The 17,636-nt window shown below is 72.9% G+C and carries 14 protein-coding genes, 1 tRNA gene and 1 pseudogene; 10 read left to right on the top strand and 6 right to left on the bottom strand.

Features of this window, described 5'->3' with window-relative positions; all coding sequences use genetic code 11:
• Nucleotides 1-31: 31 nt before the first annotated feature.
• Nucleotides 32-1,342 carry a membrane protein insertase YidC gene (gene yidC, locus PHK61_RS21950; protein ID WP_337993993.1) on the bottom strand — a complete coding sequence of 437 codons (1,311 nt, stop codon included), beginning with the start codon at nt 1,340-1,342 and terminating at the stop codon, nt 32-34.
• Complete coding sequence (gene yidD, locus PHK61_RS21945; RefSeq protein ID WP_274283146.1) at nt 1,336-1,686, bottom strand: membrane protein insertion efficiency factor YidD; 351 nt, start codon at nt 1,684-1,686, stop codon at nt 1,336-1,338. Before yidD ends, yidC begins: the two co-directional genes overlap by 7 nt.
• 147 nt (nt 1,687-1,833) lie before the next feature.
• On the opposite strand from yidD, the gene PHK61_RS21940 reads away from it, so the two are divergent.
• Nucleotides 1,834-2,613, top strand: a complete 780-nt coding sequence (locus tag PHK61_RS21940) for an FkbM family methyltransferase (RefSeq protein WP_274283145.1) — start codon at nt 1,834-1,836, stop codon at nt 2,611-2,613.
• On the opposite strand, the gene rnpA is transcribed toward PHK61_RS21940, so the two are convergent.
• Nucleotides 2,603-2,959, bottom strand: a complete 357-nt coding sequence (rnpA, locus tag PHK61_RS21935) for a ribonuclease P protein component (protein WP_274283144.1) — start codon at nt 2,957-2,959, stop codon at nt 2,603-2,605. The two genes, PHK61_RS21940 and rnpA, sit on opposite strands and share 11 nt — an antisense overlap.
• Nucleotides 2,960-3,076: 117 nt before the next feature.
• Nucleotides 3,077-3,220, bottom strand: a complete 144-nt coding sequence (gene rpmH, locus PHK61_RS21930; protein WP_274283187.1) for a 50S ribosomal protein L34 — start codon at nt 3,218-3,220, stop codon at nt 3,077-3,079.
• A gap of 402 nt (nt 3,221-3,622) precedes the next feature.
• On the opposite strand from rpmH, the gene dnaA reads away from it, so the two are divergent.
• The 9 genes and pseudogenes from dnaA to PHK61_RS21885 all read left to right on the top strand — a co-directional run bounded on the left by dnaA (nt 3,623) and on the right by PHK61_RS21885 (nt 16,587).
• Nucleotides 3,623-5,314, top strand: a complete 1,692-nt coding sequence (gene dnaA, locus PHK61_RS21925) for a chromosomal replication initiator protein DnaA (RefSeq protein WP_274283143.1) — start codon at nt 3,623-3,625, stop codon at nt 5,312-5,314.
• A 771-nt stretch (nt 5,315-6,085) separates the two neighbouring features.
• Nucleotides 6,086-7,312 carry a DNA polymerase III subunit beta gene (gene dnaN, locus PHK61_RS21920; protein WP_274283142.1) on the top strand — a complete coding sequence of 409 codons (1,227 nt, stop codon included), beginning with the start codon at nt 6,086-6,088 and terminating at the stop codon, nt 7,310-7,312.
• Entirely contained in the window at nt 7,309-8,301 is a 993-nt protein-coding gene (gnd, locus tag PHK61_RS21915; RefSeq protein ID WP_420791426.1) for a phosphogluconate dehydrogenase (NAD(+)-dependent, decarboxylating), read from the top strand. Before dnaN ends, gnd begins: the two co-directional genes overlap by 4 nt.
• 38 nt (nt 8,302-8,339) lie before the next feature.
• Nucleotides 8,340-9,518, top strand: coding sequence for a DNA replication/repair protein RecF (gene recF, locus PHK61_RS21910; protein ID WP_274283140.1), 1,179 nt, complete (start codon nt 8,340-8,342; stop codon nt 9,516-9,518).
• Between the two features lie 28 nt (nt 9,519-9,546).
• Nucleotides 9,547-10,236: a DciA family protein gene (locus PHK61_RS21905; RefSeq protein ID WP_274283139.1), complete on the top strand. Its 690-nt coding sequence runs from the start codon at nt 9,547-9,549 to the stop codon at nt 10,234-10,236.
• 231 nt (nt 10,237-10,467) lie between these two features.
• A complete protein-coding gene (gene gyrB / locus PHK61_RS21900) occupies nt 10,468-12,489 on the top strand; it encodes a DNA topoisomerase (ATP-hydrolyzing) subunit B (RefSeq protein ID WP_274283138.1) in 2,022 nt (673 codons plus the stop codon).
• A gap of 195 nt (nt 12,490-12,684) precedes the next feature.
• Nucleotides 12,685-15,195, top strand: coding sequence for a DNA gyrase subunit A (gyrA, locus tag PHK61_RS21895; RefSeq protein WP_274283137.1), 2,511 nt, complete (start codon nt 12,685-12,687; stop codon nt 15,193-15,195).
• Between the two features lie 605 nt (nt 15,196-15,800).
• Nucleotides 15,801-16,442 (top strand): annotated as a pseudogene (locus PHK61_RS32250) (DUF3566 domain-containing protein); the annotation flags it as partial.
• Nucleotides 16,443-16,513: 71 nt separating this feature from the next.
• Nucleotides 16,514-16,587: transfer RNA gene (locus PHK61_RS21885), tRNA-Ile, on the top strand.
• A gap of 77 nt (nt 16,588-16,664) precedes the next feature.
• Here PHK61_RS21885 and PHK61_RS21880 read toward each other — a convergent pair.
• Together PHK61_RS21880 and PHK61_RS21875 are read right to left on the bottom strand one after the other, a co-directional pair.
• Nucleotides 16,665-17,072 (bottom strand): histone-like nucleoid-structuring protein Lsr2, encoded by a 408-nt coding sequence (locus PHK61_RS21880; protein WP_274283136.1) that lies wholly within the window; start codon nt 17,070-17,072, stop codon nt 16,665-16,667.
• A 120-nt stretch (nt 17,073-17,192) separates the two neighbouring features.
• The gene (locus PHK61_RS21875) at nt 17,193-17,636 is read right to left on the bottom strand and encodes an SRPBCC family protein (protein ID WP_274283135.1); all 444 of its coding nucleotides are present in this window, start codon (nt 17,634-17,636) and stop codon (nt 17,193-17,195) included.

Here is a 17,636-nt window from a genome sequence, read left to right as displayed (position 1 = left end):
CGGAGGCCGCCACCACTCGCCGCCGGCGGGGCTACTTCTTCTTCTTGCCGCGCTTGTTGCCCTGGCCGGACGACGTGAGCTGGCCGCCCTTGCCGCCGCCCTTGCCGCCGCCCTTGCCGGCGTTCCCGGGGCCGCCCGAGCCGTTCGCGGACCCGTTGCCCGAGCCGTTCTTGACCTTGCCCGGGCTCGCGTTCCCGGAGCTCTGGCGCGCACCGCCGGACCGCGCCGGCCCGACCTTGCCCGGGGCACGACGTCCGGACCCGTTCTTGCCGTTGCCCGTCGCCGCGCCGTTGCGGCCGGCGGGGGACGAGGTGGACGGTGCCTCGTCGTCCGTGGCATCGCCCGTGGCGTCGCCCGTGGCGTCGTCCGTGGCATCGCCCGTGCCGTCGCCCGTGTCGTCGGCGGCGACCGTCTCGGTCTCGGCCACCTGGCGCTGCGGCTTCCGGCCCACCTGCGGCTTCTGGCCCACCTGCGGCTTCTGGCCGACCTGCGGCTTCTGGCCCGGCTTGGGGGCGAGCGCGTCACGCTGCTCGCGCGCCTGCTCCTTCTTCTCCTCCTCCTCGCGGGCGATCTTGCGGTAGATGAGGAACTGCTGGCCCAGCGTCCAGGTGTTCTGGCTCAGGAAGTAGATGAGGATCGCGATCGGGAAGAAGACACCGAAGACCAGCAGACCGGCCGGGAACAGCCACATCGTGATCTTGCCCATGATCGCCGCCTGCGGGTTCGCCGCGGCGGCCGCACTCTGGTGCTGCTGCGAGACGCGCGCCGTGAAGTGGGTCGCCACCGCCGCAGCGATCATCAGCGGGAGCGCTACCGGCAGCACGCTCGCCTGGAAGTCGCCGAAGGTGAAGGAGAAGCTGCCCGGCGCGGGCATCCCGCCCGCGACCGCCTCCGACAGCCGCACCCCGAACAGGTCGGCGTTCAGGAACGACTCGATGTCGGCCCGGTCGAAGACGTAGTTGTACGGGTAGTTCGGCTGGAACCCGCGCAGCACGTGGAACAGACCGATGAAGACCGGCAGCTGGACCAGCAGGGGCAGGCAGCCGCCGAGGGGGTTGACCCCGTGCTCCTTCTGGAGCTTCTGCATCTCCTCGGCGAGCTTGGTCCGGTCGTTCTTGTACTTCTCCTGCAGCTTCTTGATCTGCGGCTGGAACTCCTGCATCTTCCGCATCGAGCGGACCTGGCTGATGAAGGGCTTGATCAGCAGCGCGCGCAGGGTGAAGACCAGGAAGATCACCGACAGCGCCCAGCCGAAACCGTTGGCGGGCCCGAGGACGAAGCCGAACACCTCGTGCCAGAACCACATGATTCCCGACACGGGGTAGTAGATGAAGTTCAGCACTGCTCTCGCTCCTCGGTGTCCGGGGTGTCAGCCCCCGTGTCGGCGGCGCGGCGGGGCCACCCGCACCAGGTCCGGTGGTCTCGGGGCGGCACCGGGTCCAGGCCTCCAGGGTGCCAGGGTGCGCACTTGGCCACCCTGACCAGGGTCAACCCCGTGCCGATCACGACCCCGTGGGTGCGCAGCGCGCCGACGGCGTAGGCGCTGCAGCTGGGGTGGAAGCGGCACGAGGGCGGGAACATCGGCGAGATCCACCGCTGGTAGAAGCGCAGCACGGCGACCAGCGCACGGACCGCGATCGACGGGCGGCGTGCACCGGCGTCGGGGGACGCGGCCACCTCACCCACCGATCCCGTCCTCCTCGTCGGGGCCACGGCCGCGCGTCGCGGGTGTGCGCGCGCCGGTCCCGGTCGTCGGTTCCATGGTGCCCGTCCACGGGCCGGGAAGCGACCGCCCGGGCAGGGCCGTCGCGCACCCGTGGGAGCATCCGCGCCGTGTCGATCGCCGGAGGGCCGCCCACCGAACGACCCAACGCCGAGCTCGGCGGCACCCGCCGGTCGCGCGCGGTCCGCGCGGCGCTCGTCGCGGCCGCCGGCCGGGGCGCCCCCGTCGAGAAGGAGATCCTCGGACTCGCCGATCTCGTCGGTCCCGGCGACGTCTGTCTCGACGTCGGCGCCGAGTTCGGGCTCTACACGCACGTTCTCGCCGACCTCGTCGGGTCGCGCGGCACCGTGCACGCCTTCGAGCCCCAGCAGGGCGCGCACCGGGCGCTGCAGCTCGGGGTCCGCGCCGCCGGGCTGTCGTGGGTGCACCTGCACCGCCTCGCCCTCGGTGATGCGCCCGGCACCGCCGAGCTCTCCGTCCCCCGCCGTCGTGGGGTGCCCGTCCACGGGCGCGCCTACGTCACGGCGGGGGCGCGGGACGCCGGGCCGAACCGCGAGTTCGCCGGGCACCGCCTGGAGTCCGTGGCCGTCGAGACGCTCGACGCCGTGGTCGCCGACCTCGTGCCCGGTCGGGTGTCGTTGCTGAAGGCCGACGTCGAGGGCGCCGAGGGGGCGCTGCTCGACGGGGCGGTCGGCACCCTCGCCGCTCACCGGCCCCACCTCCTGCTCGAGATCGAGGACCGGCACACCCTCAAGTACGGCGTGCGGGCCGCGGAGCTGTTCGCCCGGCTCACCGGCGGTCTGGGGTACCGGGCGCACACGTGGGCGGCGGGCTGGCGGCCCGTCGCGGGAATCGTCGACACCGAGCGCAACTACCTCTTCAGTCCCTGAGCCGCAGGCGGGCGATCGCGGCGTCGAGGTCCTCACCGAGCTCGGCCGAGGTCGCGCCGGCGGCCGCGGGCTGCGCGCGGACCACCAGGTCGGTCCCCGACGGCAGCGCCTCCAGCCGGGGGCGCAGCAGGTGACGCAGCCGCCGGCTGACGCGGTGCCGCACGACCGCGGGCCCGACGGTGCGCCCCACGACGAGACCCGCCCGCGCCGGGCGGTCCGGGGTCGACGGCACCACCGAGGGCGCGAGCGCGTGCACGACGAGCCGACGCTTCCCGGCGCGCCGTCCCCGGCGCAGCACGAGACGGAAGTCCTGGGGCCGGGTGATCCGGCGGGGGCGGGGCAGCATGAGGCGGAGCCGGCGCGGTCGGGGACGACGGCCCGGCACACACGACGACGGGACCGCGTCCCCGAGGGAGCGGTCCCGTCCGTGCTGTGGTGCCGGCGGGCCGTGCCCGCACACCGATCAGGCGCTGAGCGTGTCGCGGCCCTTGCGGCGACGCGCGGCGAGCACCGCACGGCCGGCGCGCGTCCGCATGCGCAGCCGGAAGCCGTGGGTCTTCGACCGCCGACGGTTGTTCGGCTGGAACGTGCGCTTGCCCTTGGCCACTTTCGCGTTCTCCTGCTCCAGGCGCACTGCGTGATCGCAGCGCCACGGTGGGTGCCACACGCCCCCGTCGGGCGTCGGCTCCGGTCGTGACCAGGGTAGCCGGTACCGCCCGGGGCGGGCGCACCCCGGGTGCGACCACCCGGGGCGGGGAGGTTGTGGGGGCTGCCGAGACCTTGTTAGCGTCCACCACTCGCCGAGGACGCGGACCTCGGCCCCGGGTCCGGCACATGTGCCGCCCGAGCGGGGGGACACACAGAGGACCCGGGCGCTGGGGGGCGCCCGCCGCACCCGCCCGTCACCGCCGGCGAGCCGTCGTGCACAGTTGTGGACAAGACTGTGGACGCGCATGCCCACGGGCGGGTCGGACGGTCCTCACGGCGGGTCAGGGACGGAGGGGGTGCGGTGTCGGACCAGCTCTTCGACCTCGACGAGACCTGGGGTCAGGTCGTCGCCGAGCTGACCGCCGGGTCCGGCCACGGCGCCATGCTCTCCCCGCAGCAGCGGGCCTGGGTGCGGGTGACGCGACCGCTGGGGCTGCTCGACGACACCGCGTTGCTGGCCGCCCCGAGCGAGTTCGCCAAGGAGGCCATCGAGCGGGCCCTGCGCGACCCGATCGTCGCCGCTCTGTCCCGCCACATCGGCCGGCCCGTCTCGCTGGCCGTCCGCGTCGACCACAGCGCGCGGCCCGCGCCCGGGGTCGGCCCCAGCACCTCCCCGCTCCCGCGCGTGACGCTGCCCGCGTCCGGGAACGGCGACCCGTCCGCGGACGGGCACCACGACCACCACGGCACCGACACCGGCCCGGACACCGGCTACCTCGCCGCGACGTCCTCGCCGACGGAGCCGACCTCGTCGCACCGGGCCGAGGCGATCGCCGCGGCGGCCGGCGTCGGGCGGGTCACCCACAACCCGGACCGGGCGCACCCCGAGGAGGAGGTCGACGAGGTCCGCGACGGCCTCGCCGCCGTCCACGAGATCTGGCCGCCGCGCACGCCCGGCGAGCCGATGGCCGACCTGCGCCACACCGGACCCGACCCGGCGCGCGGCGCCCCGCGCTCCCAGACCCGGCTGAACGAGAAGTACACGTTCGACACCTTCGTCATCGGGGCGTCGAACCGCTTCGCGCACGCCGCCGCGGTCGCCGTCGCCGAGGCACCGGCCCGCGCCTACAACCCGCTGTTCGTCTGGGGCGACTCCGGGCTCGGCAAGACCCACCTGCTCCACGCCGTCGGGCACTACGCCCAGCGGCTGTTCTCGGGGATGCGGGTGCGGTACGTGTCGACCGAGGAGTTCACCAACGACTTCATCAACTCCCTGCGCGACGACCGCAAGGTGGCCTTCCAGCGCCGCTACCGCGACGTCGACGTGCTCCTCGTGGACGACATCCAGTTCCTCGAGGGCAAGGAGGGGACCCAGGAGGAGTTCTTCCACACCTTCAACACCCTCCACAACGCGAACAAGCAGATCGTCGTGTCCTCCGACCGTCCGCCCAAGCGGCTGGAGACGCTCGAGGACCGCCTGCGCACGCGGTTCGAGTGGGGCCTGATCACCGACATCCAGCCCCCCGAGCTCGAGACCCGCATCGCGATCCTGCGCAAGAAGGCCGCCGGCGAGCGGATGGCCGCGCCGCCCGAGGTGCTCGAGTTCATCGCCGACCGCATCGAGCGCAACATCCGCGAGCTCGAGGGCGCGCTGATCCGCGTCACGGCGTTCGCGTCGCTCAACCGGCAGCCGATCGACCTGCAGCTCGCCGAGATCGTCCTGCGCGACCTCATCCCCGACTCCCGCCAGTCGGAGATCACCGCGCCGACGATCATGGCGGTGACCGCCGAGTTCTACTCGGTGTCCATCGACGACCTCTGCGGGCCGGGCAAGACCAAGGCGCTCGCCCTCGCCCGCCAGATCGCGATGTACCTGTGCCGCGAGCTCACCGACCTCTCACTGCCCCGCATCGGGCAGACCTTCGGCAACCGCGACCACACCACGGTCATGCACGCGGACAAGAAGATCCGCAAGGAGATGGCCGAACGGCGCCGGACCTACGAACAGGTCCAGGAGCTCACCGCGCGCATCAAGCAGCGCGCCCGCGGCTAGGTCGCTCCCGGAGGAGCAGCCGTTCGCGGTGCCGGGCGGTGGCCGCGCACCCCTGTGACGCGCGCCCCTGTGCTGCGCGCCCTCCGGCAGCAGCGAGGGCGTCCCTCGCTGCCTCCCACGCAGCCAGGGACGCCCTCGCTCACCCCACGGCGCCCGGCACGCGGGGCGGCACACTGCTCCGGGCACGGAATGATGACGCTGCGTCGAGATATCGCCGCTCGTCGAGCGACCGAGCGTGACCACTGGAGCCCGCGGCGCGCGGCGAGTCGTCGCGTCCGATCGCCGAGCACCGACCCCGGTAGCACACCGCGATCGTTCGACTCCCGATCGACCCACAGCTGGGGACAAGTCTGTGGACATCCGCCCCGGGCCGGTGGAAACGGCAGGGACGAGCAGGACGAAGCGGGGTCCGTCCACCGGACACGCCGATCCGTCCCCGGATCCGGGCACCGCCCGACCCGAGGTGTCCACACCGGATCCGGCCGCCCCACCAGCGCCGACGGCCGCGATCCACACCACGCACAGGACTTACTGCTTCTACTGTTCTTCTCTCTTCAGAGAACTCCAGAAGAACAGGTGGTGTGGACGGGTGGAGCGCGCCTCGCCGTGATCGGGCGCGGGCCACCCGATCGGCTCGGATCGAGACCGGGCCCGGAGTGTCGGACCCCTCCTGCACGCTCTACCGTGATGCACCCGCGCCGGGTGCGTTCCCTCCCCGGGGACCACGACCCAGGGATCACACAGCACGGCCGAGCAGGGGGAGGACCCGCGATGAAGTTCCGCGTCGAACGAGACGCCCTCGCCGACGCCGTCGCCTTCGTCGCCCGCAGCCTGCCGAGCCGCGCGCCCGTCCCGGTCCTCGGCGGCGTCCTGCTCGACACCGACGGCGACGGGACGCTGACGGTCTCGGGGTTCGACTACGAGGTCTCCGCCCGCGTCGAGGTCCCGGCCATGATCGGCGACGCCGGCCGCGCGCTGGTGTCGGGACGCCTGCTCGCCGACATCACCCGTGCCCTGCCGCCGCACCCGGTCGACGTCACCGTCGACGGCCCGCGCGCCGCCATCGCCTGCGGCAACGCCCGCTTCAGCCTGCCGACCATGTCGGCCGAGGACTACCCGCAGCTGCCGGACATGCCGCCGGTCGCCGGCGCGCTCGCGCCCGAGGTGTTCGCCCAGGCGGTCTCGCAGGTCGCGGTGGCCGCCGGTCGGGACGACACGCTGCCGATGCTCACCGGCATCCGCATCGAGATCGACGGCTCGACGCTGACGCTCGCCGCCACCGACCGGTTCCGCCTCGCCGTCCGCGAGTTCTCCTGGGAGCCGGGCGAGAGCGCGGGCGCCGGCGAGTCGGGCGAGGTGGCGCTGCTCGCCCCCGCCAAGACGCTCGCCGAGGCGGCCAAGACGCTGACGTCCTCCGGCTCGCGCATCGAGCTCGCCCTGGCCCGCGGCGACGGCCTGCTCGGCCTCGCCGGCGGTGGGCGCCGCTCCACGACGCGGTTGCTCGACGCCGAGTTCCCGCGCTACCGCCAGCTGCTGCCCAAGGAGCACACCTCGGCGGCCGTCATCGAGATCGCCCCGCTGGTCGAGGCCATCAAGCGCGTCTCGCTGGTGGCCGAGCGCGGCACGCAGGTGCGACTCGAGTTCGGCGACGACACGCTGCGCCTCACCGCGGGCGGCGACGACGAGGGCAGCGCCGAGGAGGAGCTCTCCTGCCGCTTCGTCGGCGAGCCGCTGACCATCGCGTTCAACCCCGGCTACCTGCTCGACGGCCTGGGCGCCCTCGGTGCCGACCACGCGCACCTGTCGTTCACCACCCCGAGCCGCCCCGCGCTGCTGCGGCCCGCCTCGCCCGCCGGCGACGCGGACGGCGGCGACGCCGAACCGGCCGAGGGCGGCGCCACCGCCGTCGAGCCCGGTCCCGGCGACCACACCGACGATCTCCCGGATCCCCGTCCCGGGTATCTCTACCTCCTGATGCCGGTGCGGCTGCCGGGCTGAGACCCGCCCGCCCCCGAGACTCCCGACCCGAGCCCGGGCACGCCCCGCGGCGGGGCGGCCGACGAGAGGAACGCGACGTGCAGCTGGGGATGGTCGGTCTCGGACGCATGGGCGGCAACATGGCCGAGCGGCTCCGCGCCGCGGGTCACGAGGTCGTCGGCTACGCCAACGACGGGTCCGGCGACGTGGCGTCGCTGGCCGATCTCGTCAAGGCGCTCGCCGCGCCGCGCACCGTGTGGCTCATGGTCCCGGCCGGCGAGGCCACCCACTCCACTGTGAACAGCCTCGCCGACCTGCTCGAGGCCGGTGACCTGGTCGTCGACGGCGGCAACAGCAAGTTCACCGACGACGCCGTGCACGCGGAGCTCCTCGACACCACGGGCGTCCGCTACGTCGACTGCGGCGTCTCGGGTGGCGTGTGGGGCCGCACCGAGGGCTACGGCCTCATGGCCGGCGGCGACGCGGGCGACATCGAGCGCCTGCTGCCCGTCTTCGACGCCCTGCGGCCCGAGGGGCCCCGCGAGGAGGGCTTCGTGCACGCCGGCCCGGTCGGGGCGGGCCACTACGCGAAGATGGTCCACAACGGCGTCGAGTACGGCCTCATGCAAGCCTACGCCGAGGGCTACGAGCTGCTGTCCGCCGGCGGGCCGGTCGACAACGTCGGCGCGGTGATGAAGGCGTGGAGCCGCGGCACCGTGGTGCGCAGCTGGCTGCTCGACCTCATGGTCCGCGCCCTCGAGGCCGACCCGCACCTCGACCAGATCACCGGCTACGCCGAGGACTCCGGCGAGGGCCGCTGGACGGTCGACGAGGCGATCGTGCACGCGGTGCCGGCGCCGGTGATCTCGGCGGCGCTGTTCGCCCGCTTCGCCTCCCGGCAGGTCGACTCGCCGGCGATGAAGGCGGTCGCGGCGCTGCGCGCCCAGTTCGGCGGGCACGCTACGCACAAGGCCGGCGAGGCCGCGAACGAGCCGCCCACGGGGGGCTGAGCGCCGGCCTGGGGCGAGCGGAGCGACGGGAGGAGCTGATGTACGTCCGGGCGCTCTCGGTCACCGACTTCCGCTCCTGGGAACAGGCCGACCTCGACTTCGCGCCCGGCGTCTCGGTCCTCGTGGGCGCCAACGGCCAGGGCAAGACCAACCTGGTCGAGGCCGTCGGGTACCTGGCGACCCTGTCGTCGCACCGGGTCGCGGGCGACGCCCCGCTCATCCGGCGGGGGGCGTCGTCGGCGCTGGTGCGCGCGGTCGCGGTCAACGAGGGCCGCGAGCTCACCGTCCAGGTCGAGATCGCGAGCGGGAAGGCCAACCGGGCGCGCGTCAACCGCGCGCCGGTGCGCAGCCCCCGCGAGGTGCTCGGGATCGTGCGCACGGTGGTGTTCGCGCCCGAGGACCTCGCGCTGGTCCGGGGGGATCCGGGCGAGCGCCGCCGCTTCCTCGACGAGCTGCTGGTCTCGCGCGCGCCGCGCTGGGCCGGCGTGCGCGCCGAGTACGACAAGGTGCTGCGCCAGCGCTCCGCCCTGCTCAAGACCGCCCGCCACGCCCGCGGCGACACCAGCACGCTCGACGTCTGGGACGCCCACCTGGCCCGCGCCGGCGCGGCGCTGGTCACCGGGCGTCTGGAGCTCACCGCCGCGCTCGCGCCGCACGTCATCGCGTCCTACGCCGAGGTCGCCCCGGAGTCGGAGCCGGTCGGGGCGCGCTACCGCTCGCGCGCGGAGAGCGTCGACGCGCTGGGCGCCCCGGGCGCCGCGCTCCCGAGCGCCGAGGACGTCGAGGCGATGCTGCTCGAGGAGATGCGCCGGCGACGCGGTCAGGAGATCGAGCGCGGCGTCTGCCTCGTCGGTCCCCACCGCGACGACCTCGAGCTCACCCTCGGCGAGGGTCCGGCCAAGGGGTACGCGAGCCACGGCGAGTCGTGGTCGCTCGCCCTCGCGCTGCGTCTCGGCGGCTTCGAGCTGCTGCGCGGGGAGGGCTCGGAGCCGGTCCTGGTGCTCGACGACGTCTTCGCGGAGCTCGACGTCCGGCGCCGCCGGGCGCTCGCCCGCACCGCGGCGCGCGCCGAGCAGGTGCTCGTGACGGCCGCGGTGGACGACGATGTGCCCGGCGACCTGCAAGGAGCACGCTACGTGGTCGATTCGGGCACGGTCAGTGAGATCGCTGCCGTCAGCGGGACGACAGGGGGTGGATCTGGTGGTCCGGAGGCGTGATTCCGGGCGGGGTCCTGGGGACAGACCTGTGGATGCTGTGGACAACTCGGCCACCAGATCCGCCGCGGCCGGTCGTCCGTCCCCGGATCCGGGGCGCGAGCAGGGCGGGTCCCGCGAACAAAGTGTCCACACCCCCGAACGTGGTGATCCGGACCCCGCGACGGGAGCCGCGACGGACGGTCGGCATACCTCCCGCCGGGGTGCCGACCTCGCCCGCGACGCCCTCGCGGCGGCCCGTGCGGCCGCGGCCGAGCGGCGCGCGGCGTCGGGGGGCGGCAACGGGATCCGCAAGCCCGTCCGGCGGTCGGGGTCGGGTCTCGGCCGGCCGCGCCGACGGGGCTGGTCGGGGGCCGGCGCCGACGAGCGCGACCCGCAGACCCTCGGCCGCCTCGCCTCCCGGCTCTCCGGCGACCGCGGGTGGGCGCCCCGGCTCGCGTCCGGGTCGGTGTTCGGGCGCTGGGCCGAGCTCGTGGGCGACGAGGTGGCCGCGCACGCCCGTCCCGAGTCGCTGCGCGACGGCGTGCTGACCGTGCAGGCCGACTCGACGGCCTGGGCCACCCAGCTGCGCCTGCTCCAGCGCCAGCTGATCGGCCGCATCGCCGCGGGACTGGGCGACGGGGTCGTGACGTCCATGCGCATCCACGGGCCGGCGGCGCCGAGCTGGCGGCGCGGACCCCGCCACGTGTCGGGCCGCGGGCCGCGCGACACGTACGGCTGAGCGACGGTCACGGACCGCTCGCCCGCACGGGCCGTCGTCGCCGCACCAGAGCGCCGCAGGACCGCTGGCGGCCGGTCGGACCCTCCGGATGCCGTTTCGTGCGCCGTGTGACGCGCTGAGCCGCGTGCCGGGCCCGTTCTGCGAGGGGCGACCCGGTAGACTGGAGGCAGAACTTCCGCCCGCGCGCGCGACGCGCGGGCACGTGCCCACGCAAGGGAGACACCGGAGCCCGTGGCAGCCGCACCGAACTCGGCCCAGAAGAAGAACAACGGGGACTACAGCGCCTCGTCGATCACCGTCCTCGAGGGACTCGAGGCGGTCCGCAAGCGGCCCGGGATGTACATCGGCTCCACCGGTGAGCGCGGTCTGCACCACCTCATCTGGGAGGCCGTCGACAACTCGGTCGACGAGGCGATGGCGGGCTACGCGACGTACGTGCAGGTCACGCTGCTCGCGGACGGCGGCATCGCCGTGGTCGACGACGGTCGCGGCATCCCGGTCGACGAGCACCCGGTGGAGAAGAAGCCCGCCGTCGAGATGGTCATGACCATGCTCCACGCCGGCGGCAAGTTCGACGACAAGTCGTACGCGGTCTCCGGCGGTCTGCACGGCGTCGGCATCAGCGTCGTCAACGCGCTGTCCACCGCGCTCGACGTGGAGATCCACCGCGACGGCCAGATCTGGACCCAGCACTACGACCGCTCGGTGCCCGGGGAGCTCGTCGCGGCCGGGAGGACGAAGAAGACCGGGACGTCCATCACCTTCTGGGCGGACCCGGGCATCTTCGAGACCACGACCTACAACCTGGAGACCGTCTCGCGCCGGCTCCAGGAGATGGCGTTCCTGAACAAGGGCCTGACCATCACCCTGCGCGACGAGCGCAAGCCCGAGGGCAGCGACGTCGACGGCACGGACCTCGACGAGGCCCCGGACGCCGAGGGCTACGTGTCGAAGGTCAAGGAGCGGACCTTCCACTACCCGGGCGGCCTCGAGGACTTCGTCGCCCACATCAACCACGCCAAGGACCCGATCCACCGCAAGCCGGTGGGCTTCCAGGCGGAGGGCACCGGCCACCAGGTCGAGGTCGCGATGCAGTGGAACTCGGGCTACTCCGAGTCCGTCTACACCTTCTGCAACACGATCAACACCACCGAGGGCGGCACCCACGAGGAGGGCTTCCGCTCGGCGCTGACCGCGACGGTCAACCGCTACGCGCGCGACAAGAAGCTCATCAAGGACAAGGACCCGGCGCTCACCGGCGACGACATCCGCGAGGGTCTCGCGGCGATCGTCTCGGTGAAGGTCGCGGAGCCCCAGTTCGAGGGCCAGACCAAGACCAAGCTCGGCAACACCGAGGTCCGCTCGTTCGTCCAGAAGGTCTGCAACGAGTACCTCGCCGACTGGTTCGAGGCCAACCCGGCCGAGGCGAAGACCATCATCAACAAGGCGGTCGGCTCCGCCCAGGCGCGTCTGGCCGCCCGCAAGGCCCGCGAGCTCGTCCGCCGCAAGACGGCCGGCGATCTGGGTGGCCTGCCCGGCAAGCTCGCCGACTGCCGCAGCAACGACCCGGAGCAGAGCGAGGTCTACATCGTCGAGGGCGACTCGGCGGGTGGCTCGGCGAAGTCCGGCCGCGACTCGATGTTCCAGGCGATCCTCCCGATCCGCGGCAAGATCATCAACGTCGAGAAGGCCCGCATCGACCGCGTCCTCAAGAACAACGAGGTCCAGTCGATCATCACGGCGCTCGGCACGGGCATCCACGACGAGTTCGACCTCTCGAAGCTGCGCTACCACAAGATCGTGCTGATGGCCGACGCCGACGTCGACGGCCAGCACATCCGCACGCTGCTGCTGACCCTGCTGTTCCGGTTCATGCGGCCGCTGGTGGAGCAGGGGCACGTGTTCCTGGCGATGCCCCCGCTCTACAAGATCAAGTGGGGCGGGCGGAACGCCGAGCCGGAGTTCGCCTACAGCGACCGCGAGCGCGACAGCCTGATCGAGGCCGGCCGTGCGGCCGGCAAGAAGATCAACAAGGACGACGGCGTCCAGCGCTACAAGGGCCTCGGTGAGATGAACGCCAAGGAGCTGTGGGAGACCACGATGGACCCCGCCACCCGGCTGATGCAGCGGGTGACGCTGGACGACGCCGCCACCGCCGACGAGCTGTTCAGCGTGCTCATGGGCGAGGACGTGGAGTCCCGGCGGTCGTTCATCACCCGCAACGCCAAGGACGTGCGGTTCCTCGACGTGTAGTCGAGGTCGAGGGACGGGGGAGGCCGACGTTTCCCGTGGAACCAGGCATCCCGTCCCGAACCCGGACATGCCCCGTGACCGGCGCGAACACGCCGGCGCGGGCCGTCCGGGGGAGCCGGGGGAGCACCCCCGGCCCCGATAGGATCGACGGCGTCCGGTGCCCCGTGCGAGGGGCGCCAGGAGGGTGAGAACCGCGTGACCGAGACGACCCTGCCTCCCGGTGGACCCGGCGACCGCATCGAGCCGGTCGACATCCAGCAGGAGATGCAGCGCTCCTACATCGACTACGCGATGTCGGTCATCGTGGGTCGCGCGCTGCCGCTGGTGGAGGACGGGCTCAAGCCGGTCCACCGCCGCGTCCTGTACTCGATGTACGACTCCGGCTTCCGCCCGGACCGCAGCTACGTGAAGTGCGCCCGCGTCGTCGGCGACGTCATGGGCAACTACCACCCGCACGGCGACTCGGCGATCTACGACGCCCTCGTGCGCCTGGCCCAGCCCTGGTCGATGCGCTACCCGCTGATCGACGGCCAGGGCAACTTCGGCTCGCCGGGCAACGACCCCGCCGCGGCCATGCGCTACACCGAGTGCCGCCTCACGCCGCTCGCGATGTCGATGCTCGCGGACATCGACGAGGAGACCGTCGACTTCGCGGACAACTACGACGGCCGCACCCAGGAACCCACGGTCCTCCCCGGCCGGGTGCCCAACCTGCTGATCAACGGCAGCGCCGGCATCGCGGTCGGCATGGCCACCAACATGCCGCCGCACAACCTGCGCGAGGTGGCGGCCGGCGCGACGTGGGCGCTGGACAACCCGGAGGCCTCCGAGGAGGAGACCCTCGAGGCGCTCATGGGCTTCATCAAGGGGCCCGACTTCCCCACCGCGGGCCTCGTCGTCGGCACCGACGGCATCGAGTCGGCCTACCGCACCGGTCGCGGCTCGATCCGCATGCGCGCGGTGGTCGAGGTCGAGGAGGACGCCAAGGGCCGCACGATCCTCGTCGTCACCGAGCTGCCCTACCAGGTCAACCCGGACTCGCTCATCGAGTCGATCGCGACGCTGGTGCGCGACGGGCGCATCCAGGGCATCGCCGAGATCAACGACGAGTCGTCGGACCGGGTGGGCCGCCGGATCGTCATCACGCTGCGCCGCGACGCGGTCGCGAAGGTCGTGCTGAACAACCTCTACAAGCACACGCAGCTGCAGTACAGCTTCGGCGTCAACATGCTCTCGATCGTCGACGGCGTGCCGCGCACCCTGCGGCTCGACCAGATGATCCGGCACTGGATCCGCCACCAGATCGACGTCATCGTCCGGCGCACGCGCTACCGCCTGCGCAAGGCCGAGGAGCGGGCCCACATCCTGCGTGGTCTGGTCAAGGCGCTCGACGCCCTCGACGAGGTCATCGCGCTGATCCGCGCGTCGGAGACCGTTGACGTCGCGCGCTCCGGCCTCATGGACCTGCTCGAGATCGACGAGGTCCAGGCCCAGGCGATCCTGGACATGCAGCTGCGGCGCCTCGCCGCCCTCGAGCGCCAGAAGATCATCGACGAGCTGGCCGAGATCGAGGAGACGATCCGCGACCTCGAGGACATCCTCGCCCGCCCCGAGCGGCAGCGGCAGATCGTCCGCGACGAGCTCGGCGAGATCGTCGAGAAGTACGGCGACGACCGCCTGACGCGCCTCGTCGGCTACGACGGCGAGGTCGCCGACTCCGACCTCATCGCGGTCGAGGACATCGTCGTCACGATCACGCGCACCGGCTACGCGAAGCGCACCAAGACCGACCTCTACCGCGCGCAGAAGCGCGGCGGGCGCGGTGTGCAGGGCGCGACGCTCAAGCAGGACGACCTCGTGGCGCACTTCTTCGTCTGCTCCACGCACGACTGGCTGCTCTTCTTCACCAACAAGGGCCGCGTGTACCGGGCGAAGGCCTACGAGCTGCCCGAGGCCAACCGCAACGCCCGCGGCCAGCACGTGGCGAACCTCCTCGCGTTCCAGCCCGAGGAGCAGATCGCCCAGGTCATGCACATCAAGGACTACGACGCGGCGCCGTACCTGGTGCTCGCGACGCGTGCCGGGCTGGTGAAGAAGTCGCGGCTGACCGACTTCGACTCCAACCGCGCCGGCGGCCTCATCGGCATCAACCTGCGCGAGAACGACGAGCTGGTGGGCGCCGTGCTCTGCTCCGGCGACGACGACCTGCTGCTCGTCTCGGCCGAGGGGCAGTCGATCCGCTTCACCGCCAGCGACGACGCGCTGCGCCCGATGGGCCGCGCGACATCGGGCGTCACCGGCATGCGCTTCAACTCCGGCGACGAGCTCCTCTCGCTCGGCGTGGTCCGCGCGGGCACGTTCCTGTTGGTCGCGACCGGCGGCGGCTACGCGAAGCGCACGCCGATCGACGAGTACCCGGTGCAGAACCGCGGGGGCAAGGGCGTGCTGACCCTGCAGTACGACCGCCGTCGCGGGACCCTCGTGGGGGCGCTCATCGTCGAGCTCGACGACGAGCTGTACGCGATCACGGCGAGCGGCGGAGTGATCCGGACGACCGCCAAGGAGGTCCGCAAGGCGGGCCGCCAGACCAAGGGTGTGCGTCTGATGAACCTCGGTGAGGGTGGCACGCTGCTGGCCATCGCCCGGAACGCCGAGAACGCGGGCGACCCGGACGCCGGCGGGACGACCGCACCGCCCCAGCCGTGACGATCCCCGCCTGAGCCAGCCCTGATCTCCCGTCACCGACCGACGAGACGAGTTCTTTCGTGAGCACACCGAGCAAGCCGGACGAGCCGGGCCCCGCGACGTCGGAGACGACGGGCGGGGGCGGGACGCGGACGAGCACGCAGGAGTCCGCTCCCGACTCGGACGCCGCGCGGAACGGCGACGCGGAGTCGACGACCCGCGTCGACGCCGTCGAGGACGAGTCGGGCGCGACGTCGAGCGAGGCGAACGGGGCCGAGTCCGAGGCCTCCGGGGAGGCCGGGTCGGCCACCGGGGCGGCGTCCTCGTCCGCGGAGGGCGAGACGACGGGCGGACCGGCCGGCCCGCCCCCGCCGTGGCAGCGCGGCGGGGCGGCTGCGGGTCCGCCGTCCGGACCGATCCCGACCGGGCGGCCCGGTGGCCCGCCCGCCCCCGGTGGCGGCCAGCCGCGGCCGGGGCAGCCCGGTCCCGGAGGACCGGCGGGTCCGGGTGGTCCCGGCGGTCCGGCGGGTCCCGGCGGTCCCGGTGGTCCGGGTGGTCAGGGCGGTCCGGGTGGCGCGCACCCGCCGTCGGGGCCCTTCCCACGGCCCGGAGGGCCCGGAGGGCCTAGCCCGCAGGGTCCCGGCTCCCCGGGGCCCGGCTACGGACGCCCGCCCGGTGACGGCTCCGGCACGCCCTCGGGCGGCATCCCGATCGCCGCGCGCACCGCGCCGGCGTCCGGAACGGCGCGGCCGGCCGAGGGATCGGCGACGACGAGCTCGTCCGGGATCGACGCGCCGACCAACCAGCTCTCGCCCGAGCAGCTCGGTCTGCGCAACCGGGACGACGACACGCGTCGCGAGCCCGACGACGTCGCCGAGCTCTCGGCGGGGCGCCCGCGCACCGGCAAGGCGCCGCGACGGGCGAGCCTGCAGGTCCGCCGGTTCGACCCGTGGTCGGTGCTCAAGCTCGCCCTCGTGCTGGGCGTGGCGCTGTTCTTCGTGTGGATGTTCGCGGTCGGCGTGCTCTACGCGGTGCTCGACGGCATGGGGGTGTGGGCCCAGCTCAACGGCACCTACCAGGACCTGACGTCCGACGCGGGCGGTGGCGGCGAGCTCATCACCGCCGGCGGTGTGTTCGGCGTCGCGGCGGTCATCGGAGTCGTCAACATCATCCTGTTCACCGCGCTCGCGAGCGTCTCGGCGTTCATCTACAACATCTCCGCGGACGTCGCGGGCGGCATCGAGGTGACCCTGTCGGAGCGCGACTAGGGCGGGATCCCGGTGTCGGACGCCCGGTGACCGTCGGGTACCGTGGCGTCCGCACCTGGTGGTTGCTGCGAGGGCCCATAGCTCAGTTGGTTAGAGCGCGTCGCTGATAACGACGAGGTCGCTGGTTCAAATCCAGCTGGGCCCACCCCCACGGTGCACCCCACCGACACGAGCGGCCCCGGAGCTCCGCGCTCCGGGGCCGTCGTCATTCTCGGGAAGGATCTAGCCGGAGAAGGTCGCGGCGTGCTCGGAGCCCTTGCGCTGGGCCTCCCACGCCTCCACGACGTTGTTCGGCACACGGCCGCGGTCGGACACCTCGAAGCCCTGGGCCTTCGCCCACTCCCGGATCTGCTTCGAGGTCTCACGGTCGTAGCCGCCGGGCGACGTCGCCCGCGGGGTGCCCGTGCCGGCGCCGGAGCGGCGACGCCCGCCGCCGTTCGAACGCCGGCCGCCGGTGCGGCGCGCGGCGGCGACGTACTCGGCGAGCGCGTCGCGCAGGCGCGCGCTGTTCTTGTCGTCGAGGTCGATCTCGTAGGTCACGCCGTCGAGAGCGAACTCGACCGTCGTGATGTCCTCGGCCTCCTCGCCGGTCAGGTCGTCGACCAGGGTGACGATGGTCTTCTGTGCCATGGCTGGCGTGACTCCTCACTACATCATCGAACCGATGAGGTGCCGTCTATTCGTTGCGCGGCGAGAATAGCAAAGAAAGGACGGAGTGTTCGACGGGGAGGAGTTTCCGTGCTGCGAACGTCACGCCGACGGCGACAAATGCGAGACCAGACCGTCCAACCCGCTTCCGAACACATCCCCCGCGAACAACGCACTGAGCCGTTCGGCGTCGTCGAGGTCGCAGTCGAAGAGCACCGACCAGGCGACGAAGGATTCGCCGGTCTTGGTCACGGGGTGGACGCGGATGGTCGAGCGGTAGTCCCGGACCGGGAACGGCGATTCGAGGATCGCGTAGGTCAGGCGTCGTTCACGGTCGTCGAGGGCGACGAGGCTTTCGCGCACGACGCCGCCGTCGCCGAGGGTGAGCCGGCGCACGGCGCCCACCTGGTCGCTGCGCCCGTCGCCCTCGAGCTCGCTCGCCGCGATCGCCGGGTGCCAGGTCGGGAGCCCGTCGAAATCGCGGACCACCCGCCACACGGTGTCGGCGTCGGCGGGGACCACGGCGCTGGCGGTCAGGTCGGGCAT

This window comes from Actinomycetospora lutea (assembly GCF_028737205.1).
GTDB lineage: Bacteria > Actinomycetota > Actinomycetes > Mycobacteriales > Pseudonocardiaceae > Actinomycetospora > Actinomycetospora lutea.
Note: the sequence above shows the minus strand (reverse complement) of the source record. Positions and strands in the feature narration are given on the sequence as shown.

Excerpts from the sequence above, each read along its gene's own strand:
- PHK61_RS21875 (WP_274283135.1), bottom strand. The coding sequence starts at position 17,636 with ATGCCCGACCTGACCGCCAGCGCCGTGGTCCCCGCCGACGCCGACACC.
- PHK61_RS21880 (WP_274283136.1), bottom strand. The coding sequence starts at position 17,072 with ATGGCACAGAAGACCATCGTCACCCTGGTCGACGACCTGACCGGCGAG.
- recF (WP_274283140.1), top strand. The coding sequence starts at position 8,340 with ATGTACGTCCGGGCGCTCTCGGTCACCGACTTCCGCTCCTGGGAACAG.
- rnpA (WP_274283144.1), bottom strand. The coding sequence starts at position 2,959 with ATGCTGCCCCGCCCCCGCCGGATCACCCGGCCCCAGGACTTCCGTCTC.
- dnaN (WP_274283142.1), top strand. The coding sequence starts at position 6,086 with ATGAAGTTCCGCGTCGAACGAGACGCCCTCGCCGACGCCGTCGCCTTC.